Origin of the sequence: Brachybacterium sp. UNK5269 (genome assembly GCF_049266655.1) — a bacterium.
Taxonomy (GTDB): domain Bacteria; phylum Actinomycetota; class Actinomycetes; order Actinomycetales; family Dermabacteraceae; genus Brachybacterium.
The window spans coordinates 28,973-51,495 of sequence record NZ_CP184883.1 but is presented as its reverse complement, the minus strand read 5'-3'; the positions used below and the strand labels follow the sequence as shown (position 1 = coordinate 51,495).

The following is a 22,523-nucleotide window of genomic DNA, read 5'->3' as shown; positions in this document are numbered from 1 at the left end:
GCGCTATCCGACGATGAGACTCATGACGAACAGCATGGGGATGGAGGCGGCCCACATGACGGTGGTCAGACCGGAGTGTGCCTTGAGCGCCGCGGTGCCGTCGAGGCCGAGGAACCGCGTGACGACCCAGAAGTACGAGTCGTTGTAGTAGCTGCAGACCATGGCGCCGGCGACGCAGGCCATCACCGCCACCAGCGGGTCCAGCCCGATGGTGGCCATGACCGGCACGGTGACCGATGCCGCGGTGATCATCGAGACGGTGCCCGAGCCCTGCGCGACGCGCACGATCGAGGCGATCAGGAAGGGCAGCAGGAAGGACGGCAGCGGCAGGTCACCGATCGCCGCGGCGAGGGCATCGCCGATGCCGGTGTCGCGCAGCACCTGTCCGAGTCCGCCACCGGCACCGGTGATGAGGAGGATGAGCCCGGCGTCGGCCGCCGCGTCCCCGAGCCACTGGTGGCTCTTCTTGCGCGGCGTCCACCGGGGCAGCAGCAGGTAGACGGCCAGCACCAGGCCGATCAGCAGGGCGATGACGGGATCGCCGATGAAGACGAACGCGCCGGCCCAGGTCGAGGGCTCGTAGTCGGCGGCCACGGCGGTGCCCTGGGCGCCCATGTCGATCGCGGTGACGACCGTGTTCATCACGATCAGCAGGATCGGGATGATCAGGGGCAGCAGACCGACGACGGCGCCGACCCGATGCGGGGCCGCACCCGCCGGCGCGGACTCGGCCAGCTCACCGGTCGGAGCGGAGACGGCCTCGAGGTCGATGGCCGCGCCCGAGCTGCCGCCCCCGGAGCCTGCGGCGACCGCGGTGCGGTCCGTGCGGACGTTGCCGTAGACGGCCTGCTGGACCTCCTCGGAGACCTCGTTCTCGACCTTCGGACCGATCCACTTCGCGTACAGGGTGACCACCGGGATCATGAACACCGTGAAGACGAGGCCCGTGATGATCACGGAGCCGACGCTCACGCCGAGGATGCCGGCGACACCGAGCGGCCCGGGGGTGGGCGGGACGAAGTGGTGGGTGATCACCATGCCGCCGGCCAGAGCGATACCGAGCGTCGCGTAGCCGTACTGCTTGACCTTGGCGATGGCCCGGGCCAGCGGGTTCATGATCACGTAGCCCGAGTCGCAGAAGACCGGGATCGAGATCAGGGCGCCGATGCTGGTCATGGCCCAGGGCTCGCGCCCCTTCCCGAACAGCCGCAGGAAGGCGACCGCGATGGCCTGGGCGGCGCCGGAGACCTCAAGGATCTTCCCGATCGCCACGCCCAGGCCGATCACGATGCCGATCGAAGCCAGCGTGTTGCCGAAGCCCGTCTTGATCGACCCGACGATGCCGGGCAGGGACTGCCCCGCGATCAGCCCGACCACGACGGAGGCGATGAGCAGTCCGGCGAAGGCGTCCAGCCGGGTGCGCAGGACGATCACGACGATGAGGGCGATGCCCACCACCAGCGCGACCAGCAGGATCGGATCCATCAGAACTCCTTCGTTCCGTAAGAGACCGGTGCGGTGTCAGGCGTCCTCAGGCTAGCGCCGAGGACAGCACCTGGCGGATGTACGTGACGTTCTCGGCGATCACGCCGAGGGAGTCGGAGCCGTAGTGCTCGCAGCAGAACGGGCCGGTGTAGCCCAGCTCGACGGCGCGGTGGATCACGGTGCGGTAGTTGATGTAGCCGTACTTCAGCGGCATCGGGGCCGAGGAGTACGCCCCGGTGGCGGGGTCGAAGTCGCGGGTGTAGTTCTTGATGTGCCAGAAGTTCGAGTGCGGCAGCACCTTCTCGAACATGTCGGGCCAGGGCTCGACCTCGCGGTGCAGGCGCACCAGGTTGCCGATGTCCGGGTTCAGGCCGACGGCCTCGTGGTCGACGTCCTTGACGAAGGAGACGGCCTCGTCGGCGGTGCCCACGTAGGTGTCCTCGTACATCTCGAGGCTGACCTCGATGCCCTGGGCCTTCGCGGCGTCGCCGAGGGTGCGGATGCGCTCGATCGCCAGGTCGCGCAGCGCCGGGTCGTCGACGTGCCCGTCCGCCAGCCAGAACCAGATCGCCTGGTTCTGCGCCTCGGTGGTGGCCTGCATGAAGCCGGTGTTGACCACGCTCACGCCGAAGCTCGGGGCGAGCTCGATGAACCGCAGCGCGTCGGCCACGTTCTGCTCGCCGTTCTCGCGGTCGACGACCGAGTTGCGGGTCATGGAGATCGAGGACAGCGACATGCCCTCGCCGTCGAGCACCCGGCGGAACTCCTCGACGCGCTCGTCGCTGAGCTTGGCCAGCGGCAGCCAGGCGTCGGTGGGATCGATCTGGTCGACCCCGAGCTCCTTGACCTGTCGCAGCTGGGAGGCCCAGACGGAGGAGGAGGCCTCCAGGGTGGGGGTGCCGTCGGGCGTCTTGCTGCCGAACGAGAGCATGTTGGCGCCGATCGGCCAGTTCTCTGCCGTGAACATCGTTGTCCCTTTCACGTGGGTGGGGTTGCTCGGCGATCCTATAGGATCGCCGACCCCTTGGGAAGCGGTTCCAGCGGTTTTTCTCCTCCGGGCTCGCGGCGGCGCCCCGGTGTCTCCGTCGGGCGTCGCGCCGGCCGCCGGGCGCTCCCCGTCACCCGAGCGCGCGCTTCCGGGTGCCGGCGGAACGTCACTTGTTCACCTCCGCTCCTTTCCTATAGGATCGGAGGACATGCCGTGGCGGGTCCTGCTCTGCCCGGCGACGACTACCCGCCGTCGGCCCCCCGCCCGGCTGCCCGTGGAGGAAATCAACGATGACGTATCTCTTCAATGACCCGGCCGACTTCGCGACCGAGGCGGTCGCGGGCCTGGCCCTCGCCCACCCCGACCATGTCGCCGTCGTCCACGGCGGCGTTGTCCGCGCGACCGAGACCCCGCAGGGCCAGCCCGCGCTGGTCATCGGCGGCGGCTCCGGCCACTACCCCGCCTTCGCCGGCTGGGTGGGCCCGGGCATGGGCCATGGAGCCCCGTGCGGCAACATCTTCTCCTCGCCGTCCTCCTCGCAGGTCTACTCGGTGGCCCGCAACGCCGAGAACGGCGGCGGCGTGATCCTGGGCTTCGGCAACTACGCCGGGGACGTGCTGCACTTCGGCGCGGCCGCCGAGAAGCTGCGCGCCGAGGGCATCGACGTGCGCATCATCAAGGTCAGCGACGACATCGTCTCCAACACCCCCGAGAACCACCGCGACCGCCGCGGCATCGCCGGTGACCTGCCGGTCTTCAAGATCGCCGGCGCCGCGATCGAGGCCGGCGCCGACCTCGACGAGGCCGAGCGGATCGCCTGGAAGGCCAACGACGCCACCCGCTCCTTCGGCGTCGCCTTCGACGGCCCCACCCTCCCCGGCGCCCCCGAGGCCCTCTTCCACATCGAGGACGGCCAGATGGGCGTGGGCCTGGGCATCCACGGCGAGCCGGGCGTGCGCGACGAGCCCATCGGCACCGCCTCCGAGATCGCGAAGCTGCTGGTCGAGGGCGTCCTGGCCGAGCAGCCCGCGCGCAGCGAGGGTGGTTACTCCGGCCGCGCCGCGGTGCTGGTCAACGGCCTGGGCACCGTGAAGTACGAGGAGCTCTTCGTGGTCTACGCGAAGGTCGCCGAGCTGCTCGAGCGCGAGGGCATCACCCCGGTGCGCCCCGAGGTCGGCGAGCTGGTCACCAGCCTCGACATGGCCGGGCTCTCCCTGACCCTGGTCTTCCTCGACGAGGAGCTCGAGCAGCACTGGCTCGCCCCCGTCGACACCCCCGCCTTCCACCGCGGCGCGATGCCCGCGATCGAGCGGCCCCGCCGCGAGAAGTTCTGGCAGGCCGGCGCCGATGAGACGCCCGCCTCCACCGAGGAGTCCCGCGAGGTCGCCGCCAAGGTCACCGCGGTGCTGGACCTGTTCGAGTCGGTCTGCGCCCGCGAGGAGGCCGAGCTGGGCCGGATCGACGCGATCGCCGGCGACGGCGACCACGGCCAGGGCATGGCCTACGGCTCCAAGGGCGCCGCGGCCGCCGCGAGCCGGGCCCTCCAGGACGGCGCCGGGGCCCGCACGGTCCTGGTCCGCGCCGGCGAGGCATGGTCCGAGTCCGCCGGCGGCACCTCCGGTGCGCTGTGGGGCGCGGCCCTGATCGCCGCCGGGGCCGTCTTCGCCGACGACGCCGACGCCTCGGACCGCACCGTCGTCGACGCGCTGGATGCCGGCATCGACGCGGTGCTGCGCCTCGGCGGGGCGAAGGAGGGCGACAAGACCATGGTCGACGCCGCCATCCCGTTCCGCACCGCCCTGGCCGAGGCCTTCACCGGCGAGAACGCCGCCGCCGCGATCCTGCAGGCCGCGCAGACCGCGCGCACCGCCGCCGACGCGACCGCGGACATCACCGCCAGCCTCGGCCGCTCCCGGGTGCTCGGCGAGAAGTCGCTCGGCACCCCCGACCCCGGCGCGATCTCCTTCTCGATCCTCATGAAGGAGCTCGGCCAGCACCTGTCCTGACCGATCCCGCATCATCACCCCCCAGGAGAAGCTCATGGCTCTGAAGATCATCGTCGGCGGCGACAACGCCGGCTACGGCCACAAGACCGAGATCAAGGCCCTGCTCGAGGCGGACGACCGCGTCGAGTCGGTCTTCGACGTCGGCGTCGGCTCGGCCGACGACGGCACCCACTACCCCAACGTCGCGATCGCGGCGGCCGAGAAGGTCGCGGCCGGCGAGGCCGACCGGGCGCTGCTGATCTGCGGCACCGGGCTGGGCGTCGCGATCGCGGCGAACAAGGTCTCCGGCGTCCGCGCCGTCACCGCCCACGACCTGTACTCGGTGCAGCGCTCCGTGCTCTCCAACAATGCGCAGGTGCTGTGCATGGGCGAGCGCGTGATCGGGCTCGAGCTCGCCAAGGAGCTGGTAAAGGTGTGGCTGGACCTCGAGTTCGACCCGACCTCGTCGTCGGCCGCCAAGGTCGACGCGATCTGCGCCTACGACGGCTCCCTGGACGCCGCGCAGGCCTGACCGCCGCGACAGCCCCCGTCCCGCCGTGCGTGGTAAGGTTCCACGATCGTGGAACCTTACCACGCACGGCGCCCTCCTGCAGAAGGAACCACCATGAGCACGCTGTGGATCGGCACCAGCTGGAAGATGACCAAGACCCTCGCCGAGGCGCGGGCCTGGGCCGAAGCCCTGCGCGATCACCTCGGCGGCAGCGCCCCGACGGGCGTGCAGCCGTTCGTGATCCCCTCCTTCACCGCCACCACCACGGTGCGCGGGATCCTCGGTGATCACTCCCCGGTGCTGCTGGGCGTGCAGAACGCGCACTGGGAGGACGCCGGGGCCTGGACCGGGGAGGTCTCGGTCCCCCAGGCGAAGGATGCCGGGGCGCAGCTCGTCGAGATCGGCCACTCCGAGCGGCGCGAGCACTTCGGCGAGACCGTCGAGACGACGCGTCGGAAGGTCGCCGCGGCCCTGCGCCACGGCCTCACCCCCCTGCTGTGCATCGGGGAGAGCGCCGAGGTGAAGGCGCGCGGCGGCTCGGCGGCGTTCATCCTGGCGCAGGCCGCCGGAGCGCTCGACTCCCTCCCCGCCGAGGAGGTCTCCCGGGTGGTCATTGCCTACGAGCCGATCTGGGCGATCGGCGAGAAGGGCCGTCCCGCCACGGTCGAGGAGCTCGTCGACCCCTTCGCCGCCCTCGGCGAAGCCTACGGCGGGAAGGTCGCGGGGCTGCTCTACGGGGGCTCCGTGAACCTCGACAACGCCGCCGACCTGCTCGGGATCGAGCACGTCACCGGACTGTTCGTCGGCCGCACCGCCTGGCGGCTCGAGGGCTACCTCGAGCTGCTGCGGATCGGGCAGGAGCACGCGGCCGCGCTCTGATCAGCGCCGGCGGCCCGGTCCGCCACCGGCCCGGGCCGGCGTCGTCAGAGGATGCCGAAGCTGTCGAACACCTCGCGGACGGTCCGGCCCTCCTCGAGCAGCGCCCGGACGTCGCCCTCTCGGCGGGACTTCTCCTCGGCGGCGGTGACCGTCTGCTCGATGCGCTCGGCCGGCACGACCACCACGCCGTCGAGGTCGGCCAGTACGTAGTCACCCTCGCGCACCCTCACGCCGCCGCAGGTGATCTCGACGCCGATCTCCGCCACGTCGATCCGTCCCAGGGAGTCGGCGGCGTGGATGCCCGCGAAGAAGGCGGGGAAGCCGAGGGCGCGGATGCCGGCGACGTCCCGGGTGAAGGTGTCGGCGACGATGCCGGCGGCGCCCTTGAACTGGGCGGCGGTGGAGAGCAGCTCCCCCCACAGCGAGCCGCGGCAGGTCGAGCCGACCAGCACGTGGCCGGGCTCGACCGAGTCGACCGCCGCGATCTCGGCGGCGTAGTGGAGATCCGCGCTGGCCGGCGGTCCGTCCACCTCGAGAACCTGCATGGTGTGGGCGCGGCCGACCATCGCGTGGTCGTCCGCGAGCGGCCGCAGGTGCGGCGCCATCACCTGCTCCCGCAGCCCGAGCGCATCCAGGCAGTCGGACACCACCGCCACCGGCAGCGCACCGAGCCTCGTCATCCAGGGGTCGCTCATGGACGTCTCCTTCTCCTCGCCGTTCGCTCAGTGGATGTGGGAGCCGCCGTTGATGTCCAGCGTGACGCCCGTGAGGTAGCCGCCGTCGCGGCCGAGCAGGTAGGCGATGCCGCCGGCCACGTCGTCCACCGTGCCGACCCGGCCCACGGGCAGCTCCTGCAGCAGGAACTCCTTGCGCTCGTCGCTCAGGCGCCCGCCCATGATGTCGGTGTCGATCGAGCCCGGCGCCACCGAGTTGGCGGTGATGCCGTACTCGCCGAGCTCTCGCGCCCAGGTCTTGGCCATGCCCAGCAGGGCGGCCTTCGATCCGGAGTAGGCGGCCCGCCCGTACACGCCGCCGCCCCGCTCGGCCGAGGCGGAGGAGACGTTGACGATGCGGCCCAGGCTGTGACGGCGGAAGACCTTCACCGCCTCGCGGGTGACGAAGAAGGTGCCGTGGACGTTGACGTCGAACACCCGCTTCCACTCCTCGGTGCTGACCTCGGTGAACGGGGTGGGCGAGGAGATGCCCGCATTGTTGACGACGCCCACCAGCTGCGGCAGCTCCGCGTCGATGCGGGCGACGGCATCGATCACGGCCTGCTCGTCGGCGATGTCCACGCCGAGGCCGAGGGTCGGGGTGCCGTGCTCGGCGGCGATCTGCTCGGCCACGCGCTGGGAGGCGTCCGCGTCGAGGTCGAGGACGGCCACCGCCCAGCCGTCCCGGGCCAGGCGGGTGGCGGTCGCCCTCCCGATGCCGCGCTCGGAGGCGGCGCCGGTGACGATCGCGGTGGGGGTCTCGGGGAAGTCGGAGGCCGGGTACGGGCTGAGGGCCAAGGCAGTGGTCCTTTCGGGGACGGAAGGGGCGGCGAGGAACGGTCTATGGTCGGTGCTGCATCTCCGCAGCGGCGCGCCGAGCGGCGGGGCACGGAAGCGATCCACCGACGCCAGGAGGCCCGACACCCATGTCATCGCACTCGTCCTCGGCTCCGCGGCCACCTCGCGCAGGAACGTCCGACCCCTCCCAGGCTACGTCGTCGGCGCCGGCGCCGGTGCGCTCGGTGGCGGTGCTGGGACTGGGTCCGATGGGACTGCCCATCGCCCGCACCCTGCTGTCCGCCGGGATGCCGACGACGGTGTGGAACCGCACCCGGTCGAAGGCCGACGCCCTGGCCGCCGACGGCGCGGTGGTCGCCGGGTCCGTCGCGGAGGCGGCGGCCGACGTCGTGCTCTCGGTGCTGCCCGACGTCCCGCAGCTGCGCAGCCTGCTCGACGAGGAGACCATGGCGGCCCTCGGCGCGGCGGGCTCGCTGCTGGTGGTCATGTCGACCACCAGCGCGGATCTGGTCCAGGCCCTCGGCGAGGACCTCGCCCCGCACGGGATCCGGGTGCTGGACGCGCCGATGTCGGGCGGGGTGGCGGGCGCCGCCGCCGGGTCGCTCAGCCTGATGATCGGCGGGGCGGCGGCCGACGTGACCCGCGCCCGCCCGGTGCTCGAGATCATCGGCGGCACCCTCACCCACCTCGGCGAGCTCGGCGCGGGCTCGGTGACCAAGCTCTGCAACCAGATCGTGGTGGCGGGGACCCTCGCCTCCCTCGGCGAGGCCTTCGCCCTGGCGCGGGCCAGCGGCATCGACCCGGCGCAGCTGGCGCAGGTGCTCGGCGGCGGGCTGGCGGCCGGCGAGGTGCTGCGCCAGAAGCAGGACAAGCTCCTGACCCGGGACTACTCCCTGGGTGGGAGCACCGACAACCAGGTCAAGGACCTGCTGTACGCGACCGCCGCGATAGAGGCGGCCGATGTGCCGGCCCGCCTGCTCCCGGTGCTGCTGGACGCGTTCCAGGAGCTGGTCGAGCGGGGCGCGGGGCAGCAGGACCACGCAGCGATCCAGGAGCTGTTCCTGCCCGTCGAGGACGGCGCCGACCCCATCGCCCCCGCCTGAGGTCTCGCTCCCGCGGGCCTCCCCGGCGCCCAGCGCGCCCTCATCCGGCCGCGCTAACCTGGTGGCCTGTCGACGCCGAGGGCGGCCCGCGAGCTCCGGCTCCCGGATCGGCCGCTCCCTCGTCGTCGGCTTCGACCTCCGTCCCCTCCTGAGAGGTCTGCGGATACCCGTGAACGAGCAGAGCCGACCACCGAAGCAGAAGCCGGTCCGCCGGACCGGCCCTTCACTGCGCCCCCGCGGTCCACAGGGCGTGGATCTGCCGTGGAAGGGCCCGGCGGTGCGCACCGCCGCCTGGACCCCGAGCGGCCGCCCGCTCGAGGGCAAGGTCTTCTCCCCCGCCTCGCGGGACCTGGCCGCGCCGCGCCAGAGGGGCCGCTGGCTGACCGTCGTCGTCCCCTCGATCCTCGGCGGCACCCTCGGGATCAGCACCTTCGTCGTATTCGGGGTCAGCAGCCTGATCGGCGGCGCCGGGCTGCTGGCGCCCCTCCTGGGCGGCCTGGTGGTCGGGGTGGTCGTCGGCGGCGGCAGCGGCTTCCTGCTGCGCAACCGCCGCCCGCAGCCGATCCGGCTGGCGGCCCCCGACCGGGGGATGCCGGCGGGCACCCGCATGCTGCTCGAGAAGACCGTCAAGGCGTCGACTCAGCACCGCCGCCGCATCGCCCGGATCCGGCGCGGGGCCCCCGGCCCCGAGGTCAGGACCATGCTGAACCGCGCCGACGTCCTGCTGCAGCGGGTCAGCGCTCTGCTCGCCTCGACCGCGATGCAGGCTCGGCGCGCCTCGGACGCCGATGTGATCCTGCTGGAGGGCATGGCCACCCGCTACATCCCGGACCTGGTGGACGCAGTGGAGGACAACCTCCGCTACGTCGGCACCTTCACCGGGGACGCCCGCGAGCAGGCGCTCGCGAACCTGCGCAGCGTCGAGGAGCAGCTGGTGGTGCTCGACGACGGGCTCTCGCGCGTCGAGGGCGACGTCATCGCCGCGGCCACCCGCACGCTCGACGTGCACTCCGAGTTCCTGCGCACGCGCTTCGCCGACCAGCAGCGCGACCCGCTCACCGACCGCTGACCCGGGCTCGGCGATCGCCGAGCCGGCCGCCGCTCAGGCGGAGGCGGCGGGAGTCCCCGCAGGATGCGACGACTCCAGCTCGTTGATCCGCAGCGACCTCGCCAGCACCCCGTCGAGGTGGTCCGACAGCGCCCGCATCGCGGCATCGTGGTGGTGACGGCGCACGCTGTCGAGGATCACGGCATGCTCGGCGAAGGCCTCGTGGGCGTCGAGATGCAGCGGGCCTCCCTCCCAGGTCTGGCGCATGCGGTGGGTGTGGGTGCTGAGCCGCTCGAACATCTGCTCCAGGTAGCGGTTGTCGGCGTGGCGGTAGAGCGTCTGGTGGAAGTCCGAGTCGGCCTGGAAGTGCTCCCGGACCAGCTCGTAGTCGAGCTGATCGGCACCGGCGATGCGGCGGACGACGTCCGCGTGCCGGGCGTGGGCGGCCTCGAGGTCGGCGAGGAAGGCCTCGAAGTTCTCGAAGGCGCGGTCGAGCACCGCCAGCTCGATCACCTTGCGGGCCCCGAGGAGCTCGGTGATCTGCTCGGTGTCGAGCATCGGGGCGACCACGTAGCCGCGCAGCGCGACGTACTCGACCAGTCCCGACCGCTCCAGGGACACCATCGCCTCGCGCACGGGGGTGGGAGAGACGTCGAGGTCACGGGCCAGTCCGTCGATGCTCAGCCGCGATCCCGGCGCCCAGTGCGACTCGAGCAGGCGCTGCAGGATCAGCTCCTCGACCTCGTCGCGCAGGACCTGTCGTCTGATGGCCATATGGGCGTTCCCTTCGACGGCAGAAGGGCAGGCCGGTCGGCACGCCCCTGTGCAACGATGATCCGTTTTCCCATAGGATACCCAGCCGCGGGCCGGAGCGGGCACACGCTTTCACGCAGTTGTCGGGGCGCAGCCCGGGCGGGCCGGGCGCACCGTGCCGCACCGTGCCGCACCGCGCCGCGCCGCGCCGCGGGGAACGATGCGTGCATCCACTGGCGCTGTACGAGCACGGAGCGCCCTATGCGCCCCTTCCTGCCCGCTGAGCGCCAGTGGATGCACGTCGGGTCTTCGCCCACCACGGTGCGGACGCGCCTCGCCTCAGACGCTCGCCAGCACCACCGGCTGTCCGGTCCGCACGGACTCCTGCGCCGCGGCGACCACCCGCACCGTCCGCAGGCCCACCTCGCCCGAGGGCGCCGCGGTCTCCCCCGTGCGCACCGCCTCGAGGAAGGCGTCCAGCAGCAGGGCGTCGGTGTCCGCACCGTAGGGGAGCCACTGGCCGGGCCCGCCCACATGCTGGGAGAAGGCGTCGATCTGCAGCTGCCCGCCGGTGCCGAGGGCCTGGAGGCGCAGGCCGCCCCAGGTGGCGGCGTCGGCCGGCTGCGACCAGGAGCAGTCGATGGTGGCGACCTGCCCGGAGGCGTAGGTGAGGGTCACCAGTCCCCCGGTCTCCGCGCCCTGCCCGGCGGTGTCGGCGTGGAGGATGCGGTTGACGGTGGCGTGGACGGTGGCCGGCTCGCCGAGCATCGAGTCGAGGATCTCGGCGATGTGCACGGTGTGGTCCACCATGGCGCCGCCGCCGGCGAGCTCGACGTCGGTGAACCAGTCGCGCTGGCTGGGCAGCTTGCCGTTGTTGGTGCCGGTGAAGCCGATGACCTCGCCGAGGGTGCCGTCGGCCACCGCTGCCCGCATCGCCTCGACCGCCGGCGCGAAGTGCACCGGGTACGCGGTCATCAGCACCACCCCGGCCTCGCGGCAGGCGGCGACCATGGCCTCGGCGTCGGCGACGCCGGTCGCCAGCGGCTTCTCGCACAGCACGTGCACGCCGCGGCGGGCCGCCTCCAGCACCAGGTCCCGGTGATGGGCGTTCGCGCTGGTGACGACGATGGCATCGGGGCCCTCGGGCCAGGCCTCCCAGGCCTCCTGGTAGGAGCCGACGATCCGGGTGGCGACCACGTCGCCGTACCCGTCGGGATCAGCGACGACCAGGTCGATGTCGGCGCGCGCGTCGAGGGTGCTCGCGTAGGAGCTGGCATGGGTGTGCGCGCAGCTCATCAGGGCGACCTTGAGCGGGGCGGCGGGGTCGGTGGGGCGTGCGGTCAGCATGCGATGCTCCGTCCGGTGCGCAGGGAGTCGAGGGCGGCGCGGGAGACCTCGACGGCGTGGGCGCCGTCGGCCGCACTGACCCGGGTGGGGGTGCCCGCGGTGATCGCCGCGATGAACTCGACGATCTCCGCGGCGTAGGGGTCGCGCACGGTGGCGACATCGGGCAGGAAGCCGTCGCCGCTGCGCTGGCGGGAGGCCGCGACCACGTCGAACTCGATGCCGGTGTCGGTCGCCGAGTCGTACTGCAGGCGCCCGGCGTCCCCGGCGAGGTCGAAGGTGTAGCGGAAGGCGGTGCCGACCGGTCCCCAGAAGCCCCGGCAGTGGCTGATGGCGCCGGAGCGGTGGGTCAGGACCACGTGGCCGGTGCGGACGGTGTCGTCGCTGCCGGCGATCGACTGCTGGGCGTAGACCCGCTCGACGGGACCGGCCATCCACAGCGCCTGGTCGATGTCGTGGATCATCTGGTCCATGATCAGTCCGCCGGAGAGCTCCTCGTCGGCGTACCAGTCACGGTCCGGCAGCGATCCGGTGCGCTCGAAGCGCAGCACCGCGAGGGTGCCGACGGCACCGGTGTCGATCGCCCGCTTCGCGGCCGCGTACTGCGGGAAGTAGCGCACCACATGCGCCGGGAAGAGCTTCCTGCCCACCCGCTCGGCGTGCGCGACGAGCTCCTGGGCCTCCTCGGCGGTGAGGGCGAGCGGCTTCTCGCAGATCACGTCCCTGCCGGCCTCGAGGGCGGCGCGGACCAGCTCGGGATGGGCGGGGGTGGGGGCGCAGACGTCCACCACGTCGACCGCGTCGAGCAGCTCGGCAAGGGTGCCGTGCACTCTGGCGCCGGTCAGGGCCGCGAAGTCCTCGGCGCCCTCGAGGCTGTAGCAGTGCAGCTCGACGCCGAGCTCCGCCCAGCCGGGGGCGTGCGCGCGGGAGATGCCCCCGTGCCGATGATGCCGACGCGCGGGAGCGCTGTCGACGATGAGGTGTCGGTCATGGTCAACCTTTCATGCCGGAGTGGGCGAGTCCGTCGACCACCCGGCGCTGGAGGACGAGGAAGAGGATCAGGATCGGGGCCATGGCCATGATGCTCGCAGCCATCATCACCGGGTAGTTGGTGATGTGCTGACCCTGCAGGGTGGCCAGACCCACCGCAAGGGGCATGTTCTTCTCGTAGGTGCTCACGACCAGCGGCCACAGCAGATCGTTCCACGAGGAGATCGTGGTGAGGATGGCGACCGAGGCCAGCGCGGGCCCCGACAGCGGCAGCATGACCCTCGAGAAGATCTGCCACTGGTTCGCCCCGTCGAGGCGGGCGGCTTCCTCCAGCTCCTCGGGCAGCCCGGCGAAGTGCTGACGGAGCAGGAAGGTGCCGAAGGCGCTGAACAACCCGGGCAGGGCGATGCCGAGCACGGTGTTGAGCAGGTTCAGGTTCTGGACGATCGAGTACTGCGGGATCAGATAGATCTGCGAGGGCACCATCAGGATCGACAGCAGCAGGGCGAACAGCACCGCGCTCCCGCGGAACCGCAACCGGGCGAAGGCGTACCCGGCCATCGCGCACAGCGCCAGCTGGAAGCCGACCCGCAGCACGGTGATGCCGACGGAGACCCCGAACTGGTTCGCGAACGGCAGCACGTCGAACACGGCCGCATAGTTGCCGAACTGGAGGGACTCGGGCCACAGCGTCGGCGGCACGCTGGTGACCTCGGCCTGCGTCGACAGCGACATGATGAGCTGGTAGGCGAACGGGAAGATCATGATCAGCCCGCCGACGGTCAGCACGATGTACGCGTCGAGGTTGCGCGGGCGTCGGCGCTCGCGGCGCTCGACGCGCTGCGGCGCCTGCGTCGGAGCCGGTCTGGTCGCGACGACCTCACTCATAATTCACCCACCTCTTCTGGAAGCGGAACTGCACGGCGGTGATCACTCCGATGATGAGCAGGATGAGGATGGCGATGGCCGAGGCGTAGCCCTTGTCGTTCTGCGCGAAGGCCTGCTCGTAGAACAGGTAGACCAGGGACTGCGTGCGCGACATGGCCGGGTTGGACGGGCCCATCAGCGCGTACAGCAGGTCGAACAGCTGGAACCCGTTGATCGCGGTGATGATGGTGAGGAAGAAGATGCTGGGCGTCAGCAGCGGCACCGTGATCGAGCGGAACTGACGGGTGGGTCCGGCGCCGTCGAGCGAGGCCGCCTCGTAGAGGGCCGGCGGAATCGCGCGCAGGCCGCCCGAGAGGATGATGATCGCGAAGCCGAGCGAGGACCACAGGCCCACGATGCTGACGGCCGCGAGCGCCCAGCCCGGGCTGGAGATCCAGTACGGCCCGTCGATGCCCACCCGCGAGAGCAGGTAGTTCAGCAGCCCGAAGTCGCTGTTGTAGATCATCCGCCACACCATCGCGATCGCGGCCGGCATGGCGACGATCGGCATGAAGAACATGACCCGGTAGAACCAGGCGAAGCGCAGACCGGGACGGTTCAGCAGCGAGGCCAGATACACCGCCAGCGGGATGCCGAGCAGCACCACCGCCGTGTAGACCAGGGTGTTCAGGACCGCCCGCGGCACCTCCGCGTCGCTCACCAGCTCGACGTAGTTCTCCAGCCCCGCCCATTCGGAGCCGCCGAAGGCGCCGAAGGTCGTGAACGAGTTGTAGAAGGTGCTGAGGATCGGCCAGAAGTAGAAGACCACCACGCCGGCCATGAGCGGACCGATGAACAGCCAGGCCCACTTGTCGTCCCGGCGCAGGGTGCGGGTGCGGTCACTGCTCATCGGCGAGGGCCTCGTTCATCGCGGTCGCGAGCTCCTTCAGGCCGGTCTCGACCTCGATCTCGCCGCCGAGGATGCGCGGGAAGTAGTCGGCCTCGAGGCTCAGCCAGGCGGCGGTGTTCTTCGAGACCGGGTACGGCTTCGCGTCCGCGGCGTTGTCGAGGAACATCTGCAGGTCGAACTCCGGCAGCGACTCGACGTAGGCCGTGGCGGTGCCCTCGTAGGCGGGATTCGCGGCGCCCTCCTCGGCCTGGATGAGATTGGCCTTCTCGCTGCCGAGGAAGGCGAGGAAGGCCGCCGCCGCGGACTTGTTGCTGCCCTCGGCGGCCATGGCGTTGCCGATGCCGTGGATGACGTTGACCGTCTCGGCGCCCTGGGGCAGCGGGGCGGTGCGGATCGCGTCCCGGACCGGCGAGTCCTTGAACACGGCCGCCGACCAGTTCCCGGACCAGAGCATCGCGGCCTTGCCGGAGTTGAAGAGGTCGGCCGGCTTGTTCTCGGTGGTGAACTGGATCGAGGGCAGCGCCCCGTCGGCGATCAGTGAGCGCGCGAAGGTGAACGCCTCGATCGCTCCGGCCGAGTCGTAGCCGGAGGTGGTGCCGTCCTCGGAGATGATCTCGCCGCCCGCCTGGAAGGTCAGCGGGTACAGGTAGGCCTGGTTCTCGATGCCGTTGGCGCCTCCCCAGATGCCCTCGGCGCCGAGGGCGGCGGTGATGTCGCGGGCGGCCTGGGCGTAGTCCTCCCAGGTCCAGTTCTCGTCGGGCGCTGCGACGCCGGCCTTCTCGAAGTGGTCCTGGTTCCACCACAGCCCGATGGTGTCGAAGTCCTTGGGCACGCAGAACTGGCTGTCCTCGAAGGTGTAGAGCTCGTTCATGGCCTGCGGGTACTTGGCGGTGTCGAGTCCGGGCACCTCGCTGATGTCCTGCAGCTTGCCCTCTGCGGCGTAGAGCCGGACGTTCGGGCCGTTCATCCAGAAGACATCGGGCAGGTCGCCGCCGGTGGCCTGGGTCTGCAGCTTCTCGAAGTACTGCGCGAAGGGGGTGACGCTGATGGAGACCGCGATGTCGGGGTACTCCTCGTTGAATGCGGCGACGATCTTCTCCATCGCGGGCTTCTGCGCCGGGTCCCAGATGCTGTAGGAGATCTCCGCGCTGAGATCGGTCTCGATCTCCTCCGGGATCTCGCCGCCGCCTCCGCTGCCCGCGCCGCAGGCGGCGAGGGTCATGGCGCCGGCGGTGGTGGCGGCGGCGCCGAGGAAGGTGCGTCGAGAGGTGCTGTGCATGGTGGTGGTTCTCCTTGGATGAGCGGGTGGAGCGGGAAGGGGTCAGCGGGTCGGGGCCGCCCGGCGATGCCGGGCGGGCAGGGGCGGGTCGGGGATCCCGAGCGCCTGGACGAGCGCACCGCGCAGCGCGAGGGTCAGGGCGCCGACGAGAGTCAGGTCCTCCTCGTGACTCCCGGCGACCACGCGGGGGAGCCCAGTCCCGGGGTCAGCGCGCGGAGGCGGGACTGGAGATCGGTGATCGCCTCGGCCCCGGTGGTGCGGGGTCCGCCGTCGACGATCACCAGCTCGGGATCCAGCGGGTAGCAGAGCACCGCGATCACGGCCGCCAGCTGGGCGTTCAGCACGTCGATCCACTCCGGTCCGAGCTGCCCGGACTCGATGAGCCCGGCCGCCGCGAAGTAGGGGACCTCGCGGCCGTCGTGGGTGAGCGAGAGGGAGATGAGCCCGGTGCGCGCCAGGATGTCCCGCTCACCGGCGGCCCGGTGCGCGCCGTGCCAGAGGGCTCCGTCGAGCACCATCGCCGGACGGTGGAACTCATGGTTGGTCAGATAGATGAAGGAGGAGGCCCCCTGGCCGACGCCGGAGTGCAGCTCGCCCACGGCGCGCAGGTTCATGTCGTTCTCGACCAGCACCGCCTCCAGGCCCAGCACCTCCCGGGCGAGGGCGGCGAGCGGGATCCCCGTGAGCTCGGGGACCCGACTCGACAGCAGCACGGCCCCGTCGCTGCTGACGACGCCGGAGACTCCGATCACCGCCTCGACGAGGCTGCCGGTGGCGAGCTCGCTGCCGGCGCGCAGCGCCTGGACCTGCTCGAGGATCCTGCGCGGCAGGTCCGCCGCGGTCGGGTCCGCGCGCAGCGCGGCGTGGTCGATGGTGTGCTCGGCCACCACCCGTCCGGTGAGGCAGGAGAGCTGGACCCGGGTGCGGGCCGGCTGGATGTCGGCCACCAGCACGGTGCGCGTCCCGACCACCGGGGCCCAGGCGCGCGCGGGTCGCCCGGAGGTCGCCGGGCGCTGTGCGCTCTCCTCGACCAGGCCCAGCTGCGCGAGCTCCGCGAGTGCTCGTTGGGCGGTCGGTCGGCTGACGCCGGAGATCTCGGCGAGCTCGCTGATGGTGCCGCTGCCGTGGTCGCTCAGGTGCTTCATGATCGCCCCGAGCGCCGCGCCGTAGAGCCGCTGCGCCAGGGGCTTGACCTGCGGATCACCGGTGCTGAGCGACTCCACGGACACCTCACCTTCCAGAAGGACATGTCCGCGATCGTCGCGACCGTGCGACGTCGTTGCGGTCGAGCAGGACATATGAAAGCTAGTTGCAGAAGTTATGCACTGGCTCACACGATGTCAAGGCGCGACGGGGCCGTGACCGGAACGTGTCCTTCGGGGCGGCCCGTCTCAGGCGGTCAGCAGCGGCGCGATCTCCCGGCCCCAGGCCTGCACCGCCGGCAGGTCGCGGAAGTCCCCGGTGGGGGTGCGCATGGACTTCAGCAGCAGCCGCTCGTGCACGGGGATCCTGTCCATCAGCACCCAGCCGGGGAAGTTCTTCACGGCGATCGGCGTGACGGCGTGGGCGCTCAGGAACGCGTCGGTGGCCTTCTGCTTCCCGCCCTTGGCGGGATCCGAGGCCGACCCCGAGCAGGAGAAGAAGGCGAAGGGCCTCTGACCCAGCACGGACTCGTGCCGCGTCGCCCACGCCGCGGCCGACTTCTCCACGGACTCCACCCGCACCCCGGATCCGAGCACCACGGCCTCGTACGCCGACGGGTCGGGGCCCTCCGCGATGTCCACGGCGCTGGCGGCGATCCCCTCCTCGACCAGGGTGGCGGCAAGGGTCTCGGCGAGCGTCCGGGTGGCGCCGGAATGGGTCGCGTAGGCGATGAGAACGGTCATGCGCCCATCCTGGCAGGGCCCGTCCGGTGCCGGGCGGGACGGAGGACCCGAGATGGCCCTGCCGGCGGTGCCCGCCGCGCGCCGTCGGCTCACGTCCGCCCCGTCATGACCTGCTGGTCACTGGAAAATCGGCGGCCGGAAGCGGACAATCCTCCCATCGGCCCCGGCCGCCGTGGCCCGGGCCGTGCCACCAAGGAGGCAGCCGTGAAGCGGATCCTTTCGATCCTCGCCAGTTGTGTGCTCTTTCTCGGTCTGGGCATGACCATCCCGCTCGCAGCCAATGCCGCTCCGTACTGCGGCATCACCTGGGGGTCCCTGTCCAAGTCGGCGCCCGAGATGTCCTCGGCCCACATCACCAACCTGCGTGCCGGTCAGCACTCCTGCTACGACCGTCTCGTCGTCGATCTCGATCATGACGTCGCCGGGTACTCGGTGGCGTACGTGAACGCCGTCCATCGTCCCGGCTCCGGTGCCCCCGTCAGCCTGTCCGGCGGCGCCGATCTCGAGGTCATCGTCCGCGCCCCGGCGTACGACAGCCGCGGTCGGGCGACATATGCCCCGTCGCGTCCGAACACCGCGGTGGACGTCGCGGGGTTCCGCACCTTCCGCCAGGTCGCTCTCGCCGGCAGTTTCGAGGGCGAGACCACCGTCGGGCTGGGCGTGCGCGCCCGGCTCCCGATGCGGGTGTTCGTGCTGGACGGACCGGGCAGCGGTTCCCGGCTCGTCATCGACGTCGCCCATCGGTGGTGACGCCCCCGCCATGATGCCGTGACCACCGGCGGTCCCTCCCCCGGGGCCGCCGGTGCTCCGTGTCCGACGCCCCCGCGGTCCCCGGTCTCAGGGGCGGCCGACGTCCACCGGCTCGTCCACCGCCACCGCCGCGCGCCGCGGAGCGAGCGCTCCCAGCCCGAAGACGGCGACCAGGATCGCGGCGCAGATGATCGCCGCGAGGGTGCCGCCCACCATCAGCGGGAAGTTCGCCAGCGAGATCCCCAGCACCAGCAGCAGGCCGAGTCCGCCCAGGGCGGTGGCGACCAGCACGGCCCGCGGGGCGCGGCCGCCCGGCAGGGCGGCGCCGTAGCGGACCACGGCGATGCTGGTCAGCGCCATCATCACGATGACCCCGATGGCGCCGAGGCCCGAGTACCAGGTGTAGATCTCCACCACCGGGTCGAGCTGGGCGAGGGCGGAGACGGCGACGATCCCCGCGGTGACGGCGGTGACCCAGAGCGAGGCCCGCGACGGCGCGCGGTGGACGGGGTGGGCCTGGCCGAGGCCGGTGGGGAGCACGCCGCGCCGGCCGAGCGTGAACAGGTAGCGGGTGACGATGTTGTGGAAGCCCAGCATGCAGGCGAACATGCTGGTCACCACCAGCACCTGGGTCACGTCGCGCATGATCGGGGCGACCACCTCGCCGGCGAGGGCGACGACCACGCCGTCGGGGTCCTCGGCGGAGGCGGCCAGGGCGTCCTGCGCCCCGAGCCCCGAGATCACCAGCCACGAGGAGACGGTGTAGAGCACCCCGATCAGCAGCACCGCGATGTAGGTCGCGCGGGGGATCGTGCGCAGGGGGTCCTTGGCCTCGTGGCGGAACACGGCGGTGGCCTCGAAGCCGAAGAAGCCCAGGAAGGCGAACAGCAGCCCCAGGCCGGGCGCTCCGGAGAGGGCTTCGGACGGGCTGAACGGGAGGGCGCTGAGCTCGCGACCGGAGAGGAGCACGCCCGCGTCGATGGCGACCACCGCGAGGATCTCGAGCACCAGCACCACGCCCAGCACCTTCGCGGAGAGGTCGATCTGGCGGTGGCCGAGCAGGCCCACGACCGCGATCACCAGGCCCGAGATCAGCCACCAGGGCACCTCGAGGCCGGTCCACAGGGCCAGCAGGTTGCCGGCCTGGACGCCGAGATAGCAGGTCATCGACACCGTGAGCAGCACGTAGGCCAGCAGCGCGACGGCGGCGGTGCCCAGACCGGCGCGGCGCCCGAGGCCGCGGTCCACGTAGGCGTAGAACGCGCCGGCATCCGGGACGTGCGGCGTCATCCAGGTGTAGCCCACGGAGAACAGCAGCAGGATCACGGTGGCGGCGAGGATCATCAGCGGGGCGCCGACGCTGCCGGACTCGAGGATGATCAGCGGGAAGTTCGCGACCACCACGGTGATGGGGGCGGCGGCGGCGGCGACCATCAGCACGATGCCGGACACTCCCAGCGTGCGGGTCAGTTCCGTGGACACGGCGGCTCTCTACCTCCTGCGGCCCCTGGTGCCGCGGTCATGGCCCCGCCGGGCGGCGGATCACCAGGGGGTCACGGTACGGGCAGCGGGGCCGTCCGCGCCGCGCGGTCCACCCTGTCGCCGCAGGTCAGACCGTCGCGCGGGGAGAAAGCGGCGCAGATCACTGCGTGGTGGCCGAGGGGCCCTCCCCCGTCCGCGCACCGGCCACGGCGCCGAGCGCGGCCCGGGCGATCAGGTCGACGGCGCGGATGCCCCACTGCTGGACGGCCGGTGCCTGCTCCCCCGGCTCGGCGCCGCGAACGGTCAGGACCAGCCGCACTCCGTGGCCGGTGCCCTCGGTCAGCTCGACGCGGACCTCGTCGCCGGGCTGCTCGGGGGCGGCGTCGAAGACCAGCAGCGTCGGCGCCTCCACGGCGGTGAGGTGCCCGAGCAGGAGCTCCGGGTGCCGCGGCGCGCGGAGCTCCTGCCCGACCGCGGGCGCCAGTGTCCCGGCCGGCGAGCCGGCCCCGCCGCCGAGGAGCAGGTCCCAGGCGGCGTCGGCGGGGCAGACCAGCTGGCGCTCGACGCGCAGGGACCAGCCGTCGGTCGTCCGGGCGACCTCGGGGCGTCCGAGCCCGAAGCGCGCGGCCAGCTCCTCGTGCCGCTCGGGGCGCGGGCCCGGCTCCGGGACCTCGCCGCCTCCGAGCACGGCCCGCAGATGCTCCAGGCAGGTCTCCCAGCCGGTCGCGAAGCTCGCGGCGCCGGCCGAGTCGTCGAAGGCGTGGGTGAGGACGAGGCGGGTGCCGTCGCCCTCCGCGAGGAGCTCGAAGAGCAGCTCGTCCGTGTCCCAGGTGAAGCGCAGCCGGTGCGGCGGCTCGCACTCGAGGACCCGGCCGTGCTCGGCGGCCTCCCCCGCGAACTCCGGGAACCGCACGGCGCCGCCGGCGCGCAGCTCGAACTCGGGGGCCCCGGGGAACCACCGGGCGAGGTGCTCGGGCTCGGTCACCGCGCGCCAGACCCGCTCCAGCGGGTGGGCGAAGCGGCGCTCGATCACCACCGCGTCGCGGCCCGCGTCGTGGCGGAGGATCGGATCGGTGCTGGTCATGGCTGCTCCTCGTCCTGCATCTCGTCGAGCCGGCTCCCCAGACGGTCGATCCGCTCCTCCCACAGCCAGCGGTAGGGCTCGAGCCACTGCGCGACCTCCGCGAAGGGCTCGCCGCGCAGCGCGTACCAGCGGCGCTGGGCCTCGGCGCGGACCTCGACGAACCCGCCCTCGCGCAGGATGCGCAGCTGCTTGGAGACCGTGGGCTGCGGGACACCGAGCCCGTCGGCGAGCTCGCCGACGGTCGAGGGTCCGCTGCGCAGAGCATCCAGGATCTCGCGGCGCAGAGGGAGGGCGAGCACGTCGTAGGCGGTGGGCATGCACCCATGTATACGCCCGTCAGTATGTACCCGTCAAGGCATACACGGGGCCGTCGCACGACCGGCCGCCCCGGGGGACGGCGCAGCGGCCGGCCCCCGCCAGGGGACCGGCCGCCGTGACCATGCCGTGCGCCCCGCACACCGGGGCGGGAACGGATCAGACCTGCGGGATCACCAGACCCGCACCATGGGTGCGCGCGTTCTCGAACCGCTGCTGCACATCCGCCCAGTTCACGATGTCCCAGACGGCCTTGACGTAGTCGGCCTTGACGTTCTGGTAGTCCAGGTAGAAGGCGTGCTCCCACATGTCCAGCTGGAACAGCGGGATCGTCGCCACCGGCACCCCGTTCTGCTGATCGTAGAACTGCTCGATCACCAGCTTGCCGCCGAGCGGCTCGTACGCCAGCACCGCCCAGCCCGAGCCCTGGATCCCCAGCGCCGCCGCGGTGAAGTGCGCCCGGAACGCATCGAAGCCCCCGAAGTACTCCTCGAGCGCCTGGGCCAGCTCACCGGTGGGCTTGTCGCCACCCTCCGGGGAGAGGTTCTTCCAGAAGATCGAGTGGTTCGTGTGCCCACCCAGGTTGAACTGCAGATCCTTGGAGAACTGGTTCACCGAACCGAAGTCCCCGGACTCCCTGGCCGCGGCCAGCTTCTCCAGCGCCGCGTTCGCGCCCTTGACATAGGTCGCATGGTGCTTCGAATGGTGCAGCTCCATGATCCGCCCCGAGATCGAGGGATCCAGCGCGCCGTAGTCGTAGTCGAGATCAGGAAGCGTGTAGTCCGCCATGATCAGTCCTTTCGTCGAGGTGATGAGCCGAGCCTAGGACCTCGAGCGCACTTGAGGTCAAAACGTGTCCGTCACCGGACGTCGTCGGCCGGCTCCTCCTCGGTCAGCACCTGCAGGCGGCGCGGGCCGGCGCCGGTCGCGGCGAGCGCGTCGTCGGGGTTCAGCAGCGCGCAGGCCTTGAGGGACAGGCAGCCGCAGCCGATGCACCCGGTCAGCTCGTGCTCGAGCCGCTCGATGGCGCGGCGCCGCTCCTCGAGCTTCCGCTTCCAGCGGCGGGAGGCGCGCTGCCACTCGGCGTGCGAGGGGGTGGAGTCCATGGGCACGTCACCGAAGGCCTCCTGCACGTCCGACAGCGGCATGCCCAGCCGCTTGGCGACGGAGACGAGCGAGACCCGGCGCAGCATGTGCCGGGCGTAGCGACGCTGATTGCCCGCCGTGCGCACGGCGCCGACCAGTCCCAGCTCCTCGTAGTACCGCAGGGCCGAGGGGGCCACGCCGGTGCGTCGGCTCATCTCCCCGATCGTCAGCAGTTCGTCCGGCTCATGCGGCGCGCTCACCGCCACC

The 22,523-nt window shown here is 71.7% G+C and carries 24 protein-coding genes; 6 read left to right on the top strand and 18 right to left on the bottom strand.

Features of this window, described 5'->3' with window-relative positions; genetic code table 11:
* Positions 1 to 3: 3 nt before the first annotated feature.
* The gene (locus ACOJUI_RS00275; RefSeq protein ID WP_422116115.1) at positions 4 to 1,485 is read right to left on the bottom strand and encodes a GntP family permease; all 1,482 of its coding nucleotides are present in this window, start codon (positions 1,483 to 1,485) and stop codon (positions 4 to 6) included.
* 46 nt (positions 1,486 to 1,531) lie between these two features.
* Positions 1,532 to 2,452: a sugar phosphate isomerase/epimerase family protein gene (locus ACOJUI_RS00270; protein WP_422116114.1), complete on the bottom strand. Its 921-nt coding sequence runs from the start codon at positions 2,450 to 2,452 to the stop codon at positions 1,532 to 1,534.
* A gap of 311 nt (positions 2,453 to 2,763) precedes the next feature.
* Between ACOJUI_RS00270 and ACOJUI_RS00265 the strand changes: the two genes are divergently transcribed.
* From ACOJUI_RS00265 to ACOJUI_RS00255, 3 genes are all read left to right on the top strand, one after another.
* Positions 2,764 to 4,479, top strand: coding sequence for a dihydroxyacetone kinase family protein (locus ACOJUI_RS00265; protein WP_422116113.1), 1,716 nt, complete (start codon positions 2,764 to 2,766; stop codon positions 4,477 to 4,479).
* 34 nt (positions 4,480 to 4,513) lie between these two features.
* Positions 4,514 to 4,990, top strand: coding sequence for a ribose-5-phosphate isomerase (locus tag ACOJUI_RS00260; protein ID WP_422116112.1), 477 nt, complete (start codon positions 4,514 to 4,516; stop codon positions 4,988 to 4,990).
* Positions 4,991 to 5,083: 93 nt separating this feature from the next.
* Positions 5,084 to 5,848, top strand: a complete 765-nt coding sequence (locus ACOJUI_RS00255) for a triose-phosphate isomerase (protein WP_422116111.1) — start codon at positions 5,084 to 5,086, stop codon at positions 5,846 to 5,848.
* 44 nt (positions 5,849 to 5,892) lie between these two features.
* Here ACOJUI_RS00255 and ACOJUI_RS00250 read toward each other — a convergent pair whose 3' ends face one another.
* On the bottom strand, positions 5,893 to 6,543 hold the full coding sequence (locus tag ACOJUI_RS00250) for an RraA family protein (protein ID WP_422116110.1): 651 nt from the start codon (positions 6,541 to 6,543) through the stop codon (positions 5,893 to 5,895).
* A gap of 27 nt (positions 6,544 to 6,570) precedes the next feature.
* A complete protein-coding gene (locus ACOJUI_RS00245; protein WP_422116109.1) occupies positions 6,571 to 7,359 on the bottom strand; it encodes an SDR family NAD(P)-dependent oxidoreductase in 789 nt (262 codons plus the stop codon).
* Positions 7,360 to 7,607: 248 nt separating this feature from the next.
* Here ACOJUI_RS00245 and ACOJUI_RS00240 point away from each other — a divergent pair, with 248 nt between their 5' ends.
* Both ACOJUI_RS00240 and ACOJUI_RS00235 read left to right on the top strand, forming a co-directional pair.
* The gene (locus ACOJUI_RS00240; RefSeq protein ID WP_422116108.1) at positions 7,608 to 8,462 is read left to right on the top strand and encodes an NAD(P)-dependent oxidoreductase; all 855 of its coding nucleotides are present in this window, start codon (positions 7,608 to 7,610) and stop codon (positions 8,460 to 8,462) included.
* Positions 8,463 to 8,712: 250 nt separating this feature from the next.
* On the top strand, positions 8,713 to 9,531 hold the full coding sequence (locus ACOJUI_RS00235; RefSeq protein ID WP_422116107.1) for a hypothetical protein: 819 nt from the start codon (positions 8,713 to 8,715) through the stop codon (positions 9,529 to 9,531).
* A gap of 33 nt (positions 9,532 to 9,564) precedes the next feature.
* On the opposite strand, the gene ACOJUI_RS00230 is transcribed toward ACOJUI_RS00235, so the two are convergent.
* The 9 genes from ACOJUI_RS00230 to ACOJUI_RS00190 form a co-directional block, all read right to left on the bottom strand.
* Positions 9,565 to 10,284, bottom strand: a complete 720-nt coding sequence (locus ACOJUI_RS00230; protein WP_422116106.1) for a GntR family transcriptional regulator — start codon at positions 10,282 to 10,284, stop codon at positions 9,565 to 9,567.
* Positions 10,285 to 10,602: 318 nt separating this feature from the next.
* Complete coding sequence (locus ACOJUI_RS00225) at positions 10,603 to 11,610, bottom strand: Gfo/Idh/MocA family protein (RefSeq protein ID WP_422116105.1); 1,008 nt, start codon at positions 11,608 to 11,610, stop codon at positions 10,603 to 10,605.
* Complete coding sequence (locus ACOJUI_RS00220) at positions 11,604 to 12,437, bottom strand: Gfo/Idh/MocA family protein (protein WP_422116104.1); 834 nt, start codon at positions 12,435 to 12,437, stop codon at positions 11,604 to 11,606. The genes ACOJUI_RS00225 and ACOJUI_RS00220 overlap by 7 nt, the downstream gene beginning before the upstream one ends.
* Positions 12,438 to 12,600: 163 nt before the next feature.
* Entirely contained in the window at positions 12,601 to 13,485 is an 885-nt protein-coding gene (locus ACOJUI_RS00215) for a carbohydrate ABC transporter permease (RefSeq protein ID WP_422116103.1), read from the bottom strand.
* A complete protein-coding gene (locus tag ACOJUI_RS00210) occupies positions 13,478 to 14,374 on the bottom strand; it encodes a carbohydrate ABC transporter permease (RefSeq protein WP_422116102.1) in 897 nt (298 codons plus the stop codon). Before ACOJUI_RS00210 ends, ACOJUI_RS00215 begins: the two co-directional genes overlap by 8 nt.
* Positions 14,364 to 15,653 (bottom strand): ABC transporter substrate-binding protein, encoded by a 1,290-nt coding sequence (locus tag ACOJUI_RS00205; RefSeq protein ID WP_422116101.1) that lies wholly within the window; start codon positions 15,651 to 15,653, stop codon positions 14,364 to 14,366. The genes ACOJUI_RS00210 and ACOJUI_RS00205 overlap by 11 nt, the downstream gene beginning before the upstream one ends.
* A gap of 42 nt (positions 15,654 to 15,695) precedes the next feature.
* On the bottom strand, positions 15,696 to 15,836 hold the full coding sequence (locus ACOJUI_RS00200; RefSeq protein ID WP_422116100.1) for a hypothetical protein: 141 nt from the start codon (positions 15,834 to 15,836) through the stop codon (positions 15,696 to 15,698).
* Positions 15,806 to 16,876 (bottom strand): ROK family protein, encoded by a 1,071-nt coding sequence (locus ACOJUI_RS00195; RefSeq protein WP_422116099.1) that lies wholly within the window; start codon positions 16,874 to 16,876, stop codon positions 15,806 to 15,808. Before ACOJUI_RS00195 ends, ACOJUI_RS00200 begins: the two co-directional genes overlap by 31 nt.
* A 168-nt stretch (positions 16,877 to 17,044) precedes the next feature.
* On the bottom strand, positions 17,045 to 17,539 hold the full coding sequence (locus ACOJUI_RS00190) for a flavodoxin domain-containing protein (RefSeq protein ID WP_422116098.1): 495 nt from the start codon (positions 17,537 to 17,539) through the stop codon (positions 17,045 to 17,047).
* 204 nt (positions 17,540 to 17,743) lie between these two features.
* On the opposite strand from ACOJUI_RS00190, the gene ACOJUI_RS00185 reads away from it, so the two are divergent.
* Positions 17,744 to 18,289: an AMIN-like domain-containing (lipo)protein gene (locus tag ACOJUI_RS00185; protein ID WP_422116097.1), complete on the top strand. Its 546-nt coding sequence runs from the start codon at positions 17,744 to 17,746 to the stop codon at positions 18,287 to 18,289.
* An 87-nt stretch (positions 18,290 to 18,376) separates the two neighbouring features.
* Here ACOJUI_RS00185 and ACOJUI_RS00180 read toward each other — a convergent pair whose 3' ends face one another.
* The 5 genes from ACOJUI_RS00180 to soxR all read right to left on the bottom strand — a co-directional run bounded on the left by ACOJUI_RS00180 (position 18,377) and on the right by soxR (position 22,471).
* A complete protein-coding gene (locus ACOJUI_RS00180) occupies positions 18,377 to 19,771 on the bottom strand; it encodes an APC family permease (protein ID WP_422116096.1) in 1,395 nt (464 codons plus the stop codon).
* Between the two features lie 160 nt (positions 19,772 to 19,931).
* Positions 19,932 to 20,855, bottom strand: coding sequence for an SRPBCC family protein (locus tag ACOJUI_RS00175; RefSeq protein ID WP_422116095.1), 924 nt, complete (start codon positions 20,853 to 20,855; stop codon positions 19,932 to 19,934).
* A complete protein-coding gene (locus ACOJUI_RS00170) occupies positions 20,852 to 21,172 on the bottom strand; it encodes an ArsR/SmtB family transcription factor (RefSeq protein ID WP_422116094.1) in 321 nt (106 codons plus the stop codon). Before ACOJUI_RS00170 ends, ACOJUI_RS00175 begins: the two co-directional genes overlap by 4 nt.
* A gap of 157 nt (positions 21,173 to 21,329) precedes the next feature.
* The gene (locus ACOJUI_RS00165) at positions 21,330 to 21,959 is read right to left on the bottom strand and encodes a superoxide dismutase (protein WP_422116093.1); all 630 of its coding nucleotides are present in this window, start codon (positions 21,957 to 21,959) and stop codon (positions 21,330 to 21,332) included.
* A gap of 71 nt (positions 21,960 to 22,030) precedes the next feature.
* The gene (soxR, locus tag ACOJUI_RS00160) at positions 22,031 to 22,471 is read right to left on the bottom strand and encodes a redox-sensitive transcriptional activator SoxR (RefSeq protein WP_422117585.1); all 441 of its coding nucleotides are present in this window, start codon (positions 22,469 to 22,471) and stop codon (positions 22,031 to 22,033) included.
* Between the last annotated feature and the right edge of the window lie 52 nt (positions 22,472 to 22,523).

Excerpts from the sequence above, each read along its gene's own strand:
- ACOJUI_RS00275 (WP_422116115.1), bottom strand. The coding sequence starts at position 1,485 with ATGGATCCGATCCTGCTGGTCGCGCTGGTGGTGGGCATCGCCCTCATC.
- ACOJUI_RS00270 (WP_422116114.1), bottom strand. The coding sequence starts at position 2,452 with ATGTTCACGGCAGAGAACTGGCCGATCGGCGCCAACATGCTCTCGTTC.
- ACOJUI_RS00265 (WP_422116113.1), top strand. The coding sequence starts at position 2,764 with ATGACGTATCTCTTCAATGACCCGGCCGACTTCGCGACCGAGGCGGTC.
- ACOJUI_RS00260 (WP_422116112.1), top strand. The coding sequence starts at position 4,514 with ATGGCTCTGAAGATCATCGTCGGCGGCGACAACGCCGGCTACGGCCAC.
- ACOJUI_RS00255 (WP_422116111.1), top strand. The coding sequence starts at position 5,084 with ATGAGCACGCTGTGGATCGGCACCAGCTGGAAGATGACCAAGACCCTC.
- ACOJUI_RS00250 (WP_422116110.1), bottom strand. The coding sequence starts at position 6,543 with ATGAGCGACCCCTGGATGACGAGGCTCGGTGCGCTGCCGGTGGCGGTG.
- ACOJUI_RS00240 (WP_422116108.1), top strand. The coding sequence starts at position 7,608 with ATGGGACTGCCCATCGCCCGCACCCTGCTGTCCGCCGGGATGCCGACG.
- ACOJUI_RS00230 (WP_422116106.1), bottom strand. The coding sequence starts at position 10,284 with ATGGCCATCAGACGACAGGTCCTGCGCGACGAGGTCGAGGAGCTGATC.
- ACOJUI_RS00225 (WP_422116105.1), bottom strand. The coding sequence starts at position 11,610 with ATGCTGACCGCACGCCCCACCGACCCCGCCGCCCCGCTCAAGGTCGCC.
- ACOJUI_RS00215 (WP_422116103.1), bottom strand. The coding sequence starts at position 13,485 with ATGAGTGAGGTCGTCGCGACCAGACCGGCTCCGACGCAGGCGCCGCAG.
- ACOJUI_RS00210 (WP_422116102.1), bottom strand. The coding sequence starts at position 14,374 with ATGAGCAGTGACCGCACCCGCACCCTGCGCCGGGACGACAAGTGGGCC.
- ACOJUI_RS00205 (WP_422116101.1), bottom strand. The coding sequence starts at position 15,653 with ATGCACAGCACCTCTCGACGCACCTTCCTCGGCGCCGCCGCCACCACC.
- ACOJUI_RS00190 (WP_422116098.1), bottom strand. The coding sequence starts at position 17,539 with ATGACCGTTCTCATCGCCTACGCGACCCATTCCGGCGCCACCCGGACG.
- ACOJUI_RS00175 (WP_422116095.1), bottom strand. The coding sequence starts at position 20,855 with ATGACCAGCACCGATCCGATCCTCCGCCACGACGCGGGCCGCGACGCG.
- ACOJUI_RS00170 (WP_422116094.1), bottom strand. The coding sequence starts at position 21,172 with ATGCCCACCGCCTACGACGTGCTCGCCCTCCCTCTGCGCCGCGAGATC.
- ACOJUI_RS00165 (WP_422116093.1), bottom strand. The coding sequence starts at position 21,959 with ATGGCGGACTACACGCTTCCTGATCTCGACTACGACTACGGCGCGCTG.
- soxR (WP_422117585.1), bottom strand. The coding sequence starts at position 22,471 with ATGAGCCGACGCACCGGCGTGGCCCCCTCGGCCCTGCGGTACTACGAG.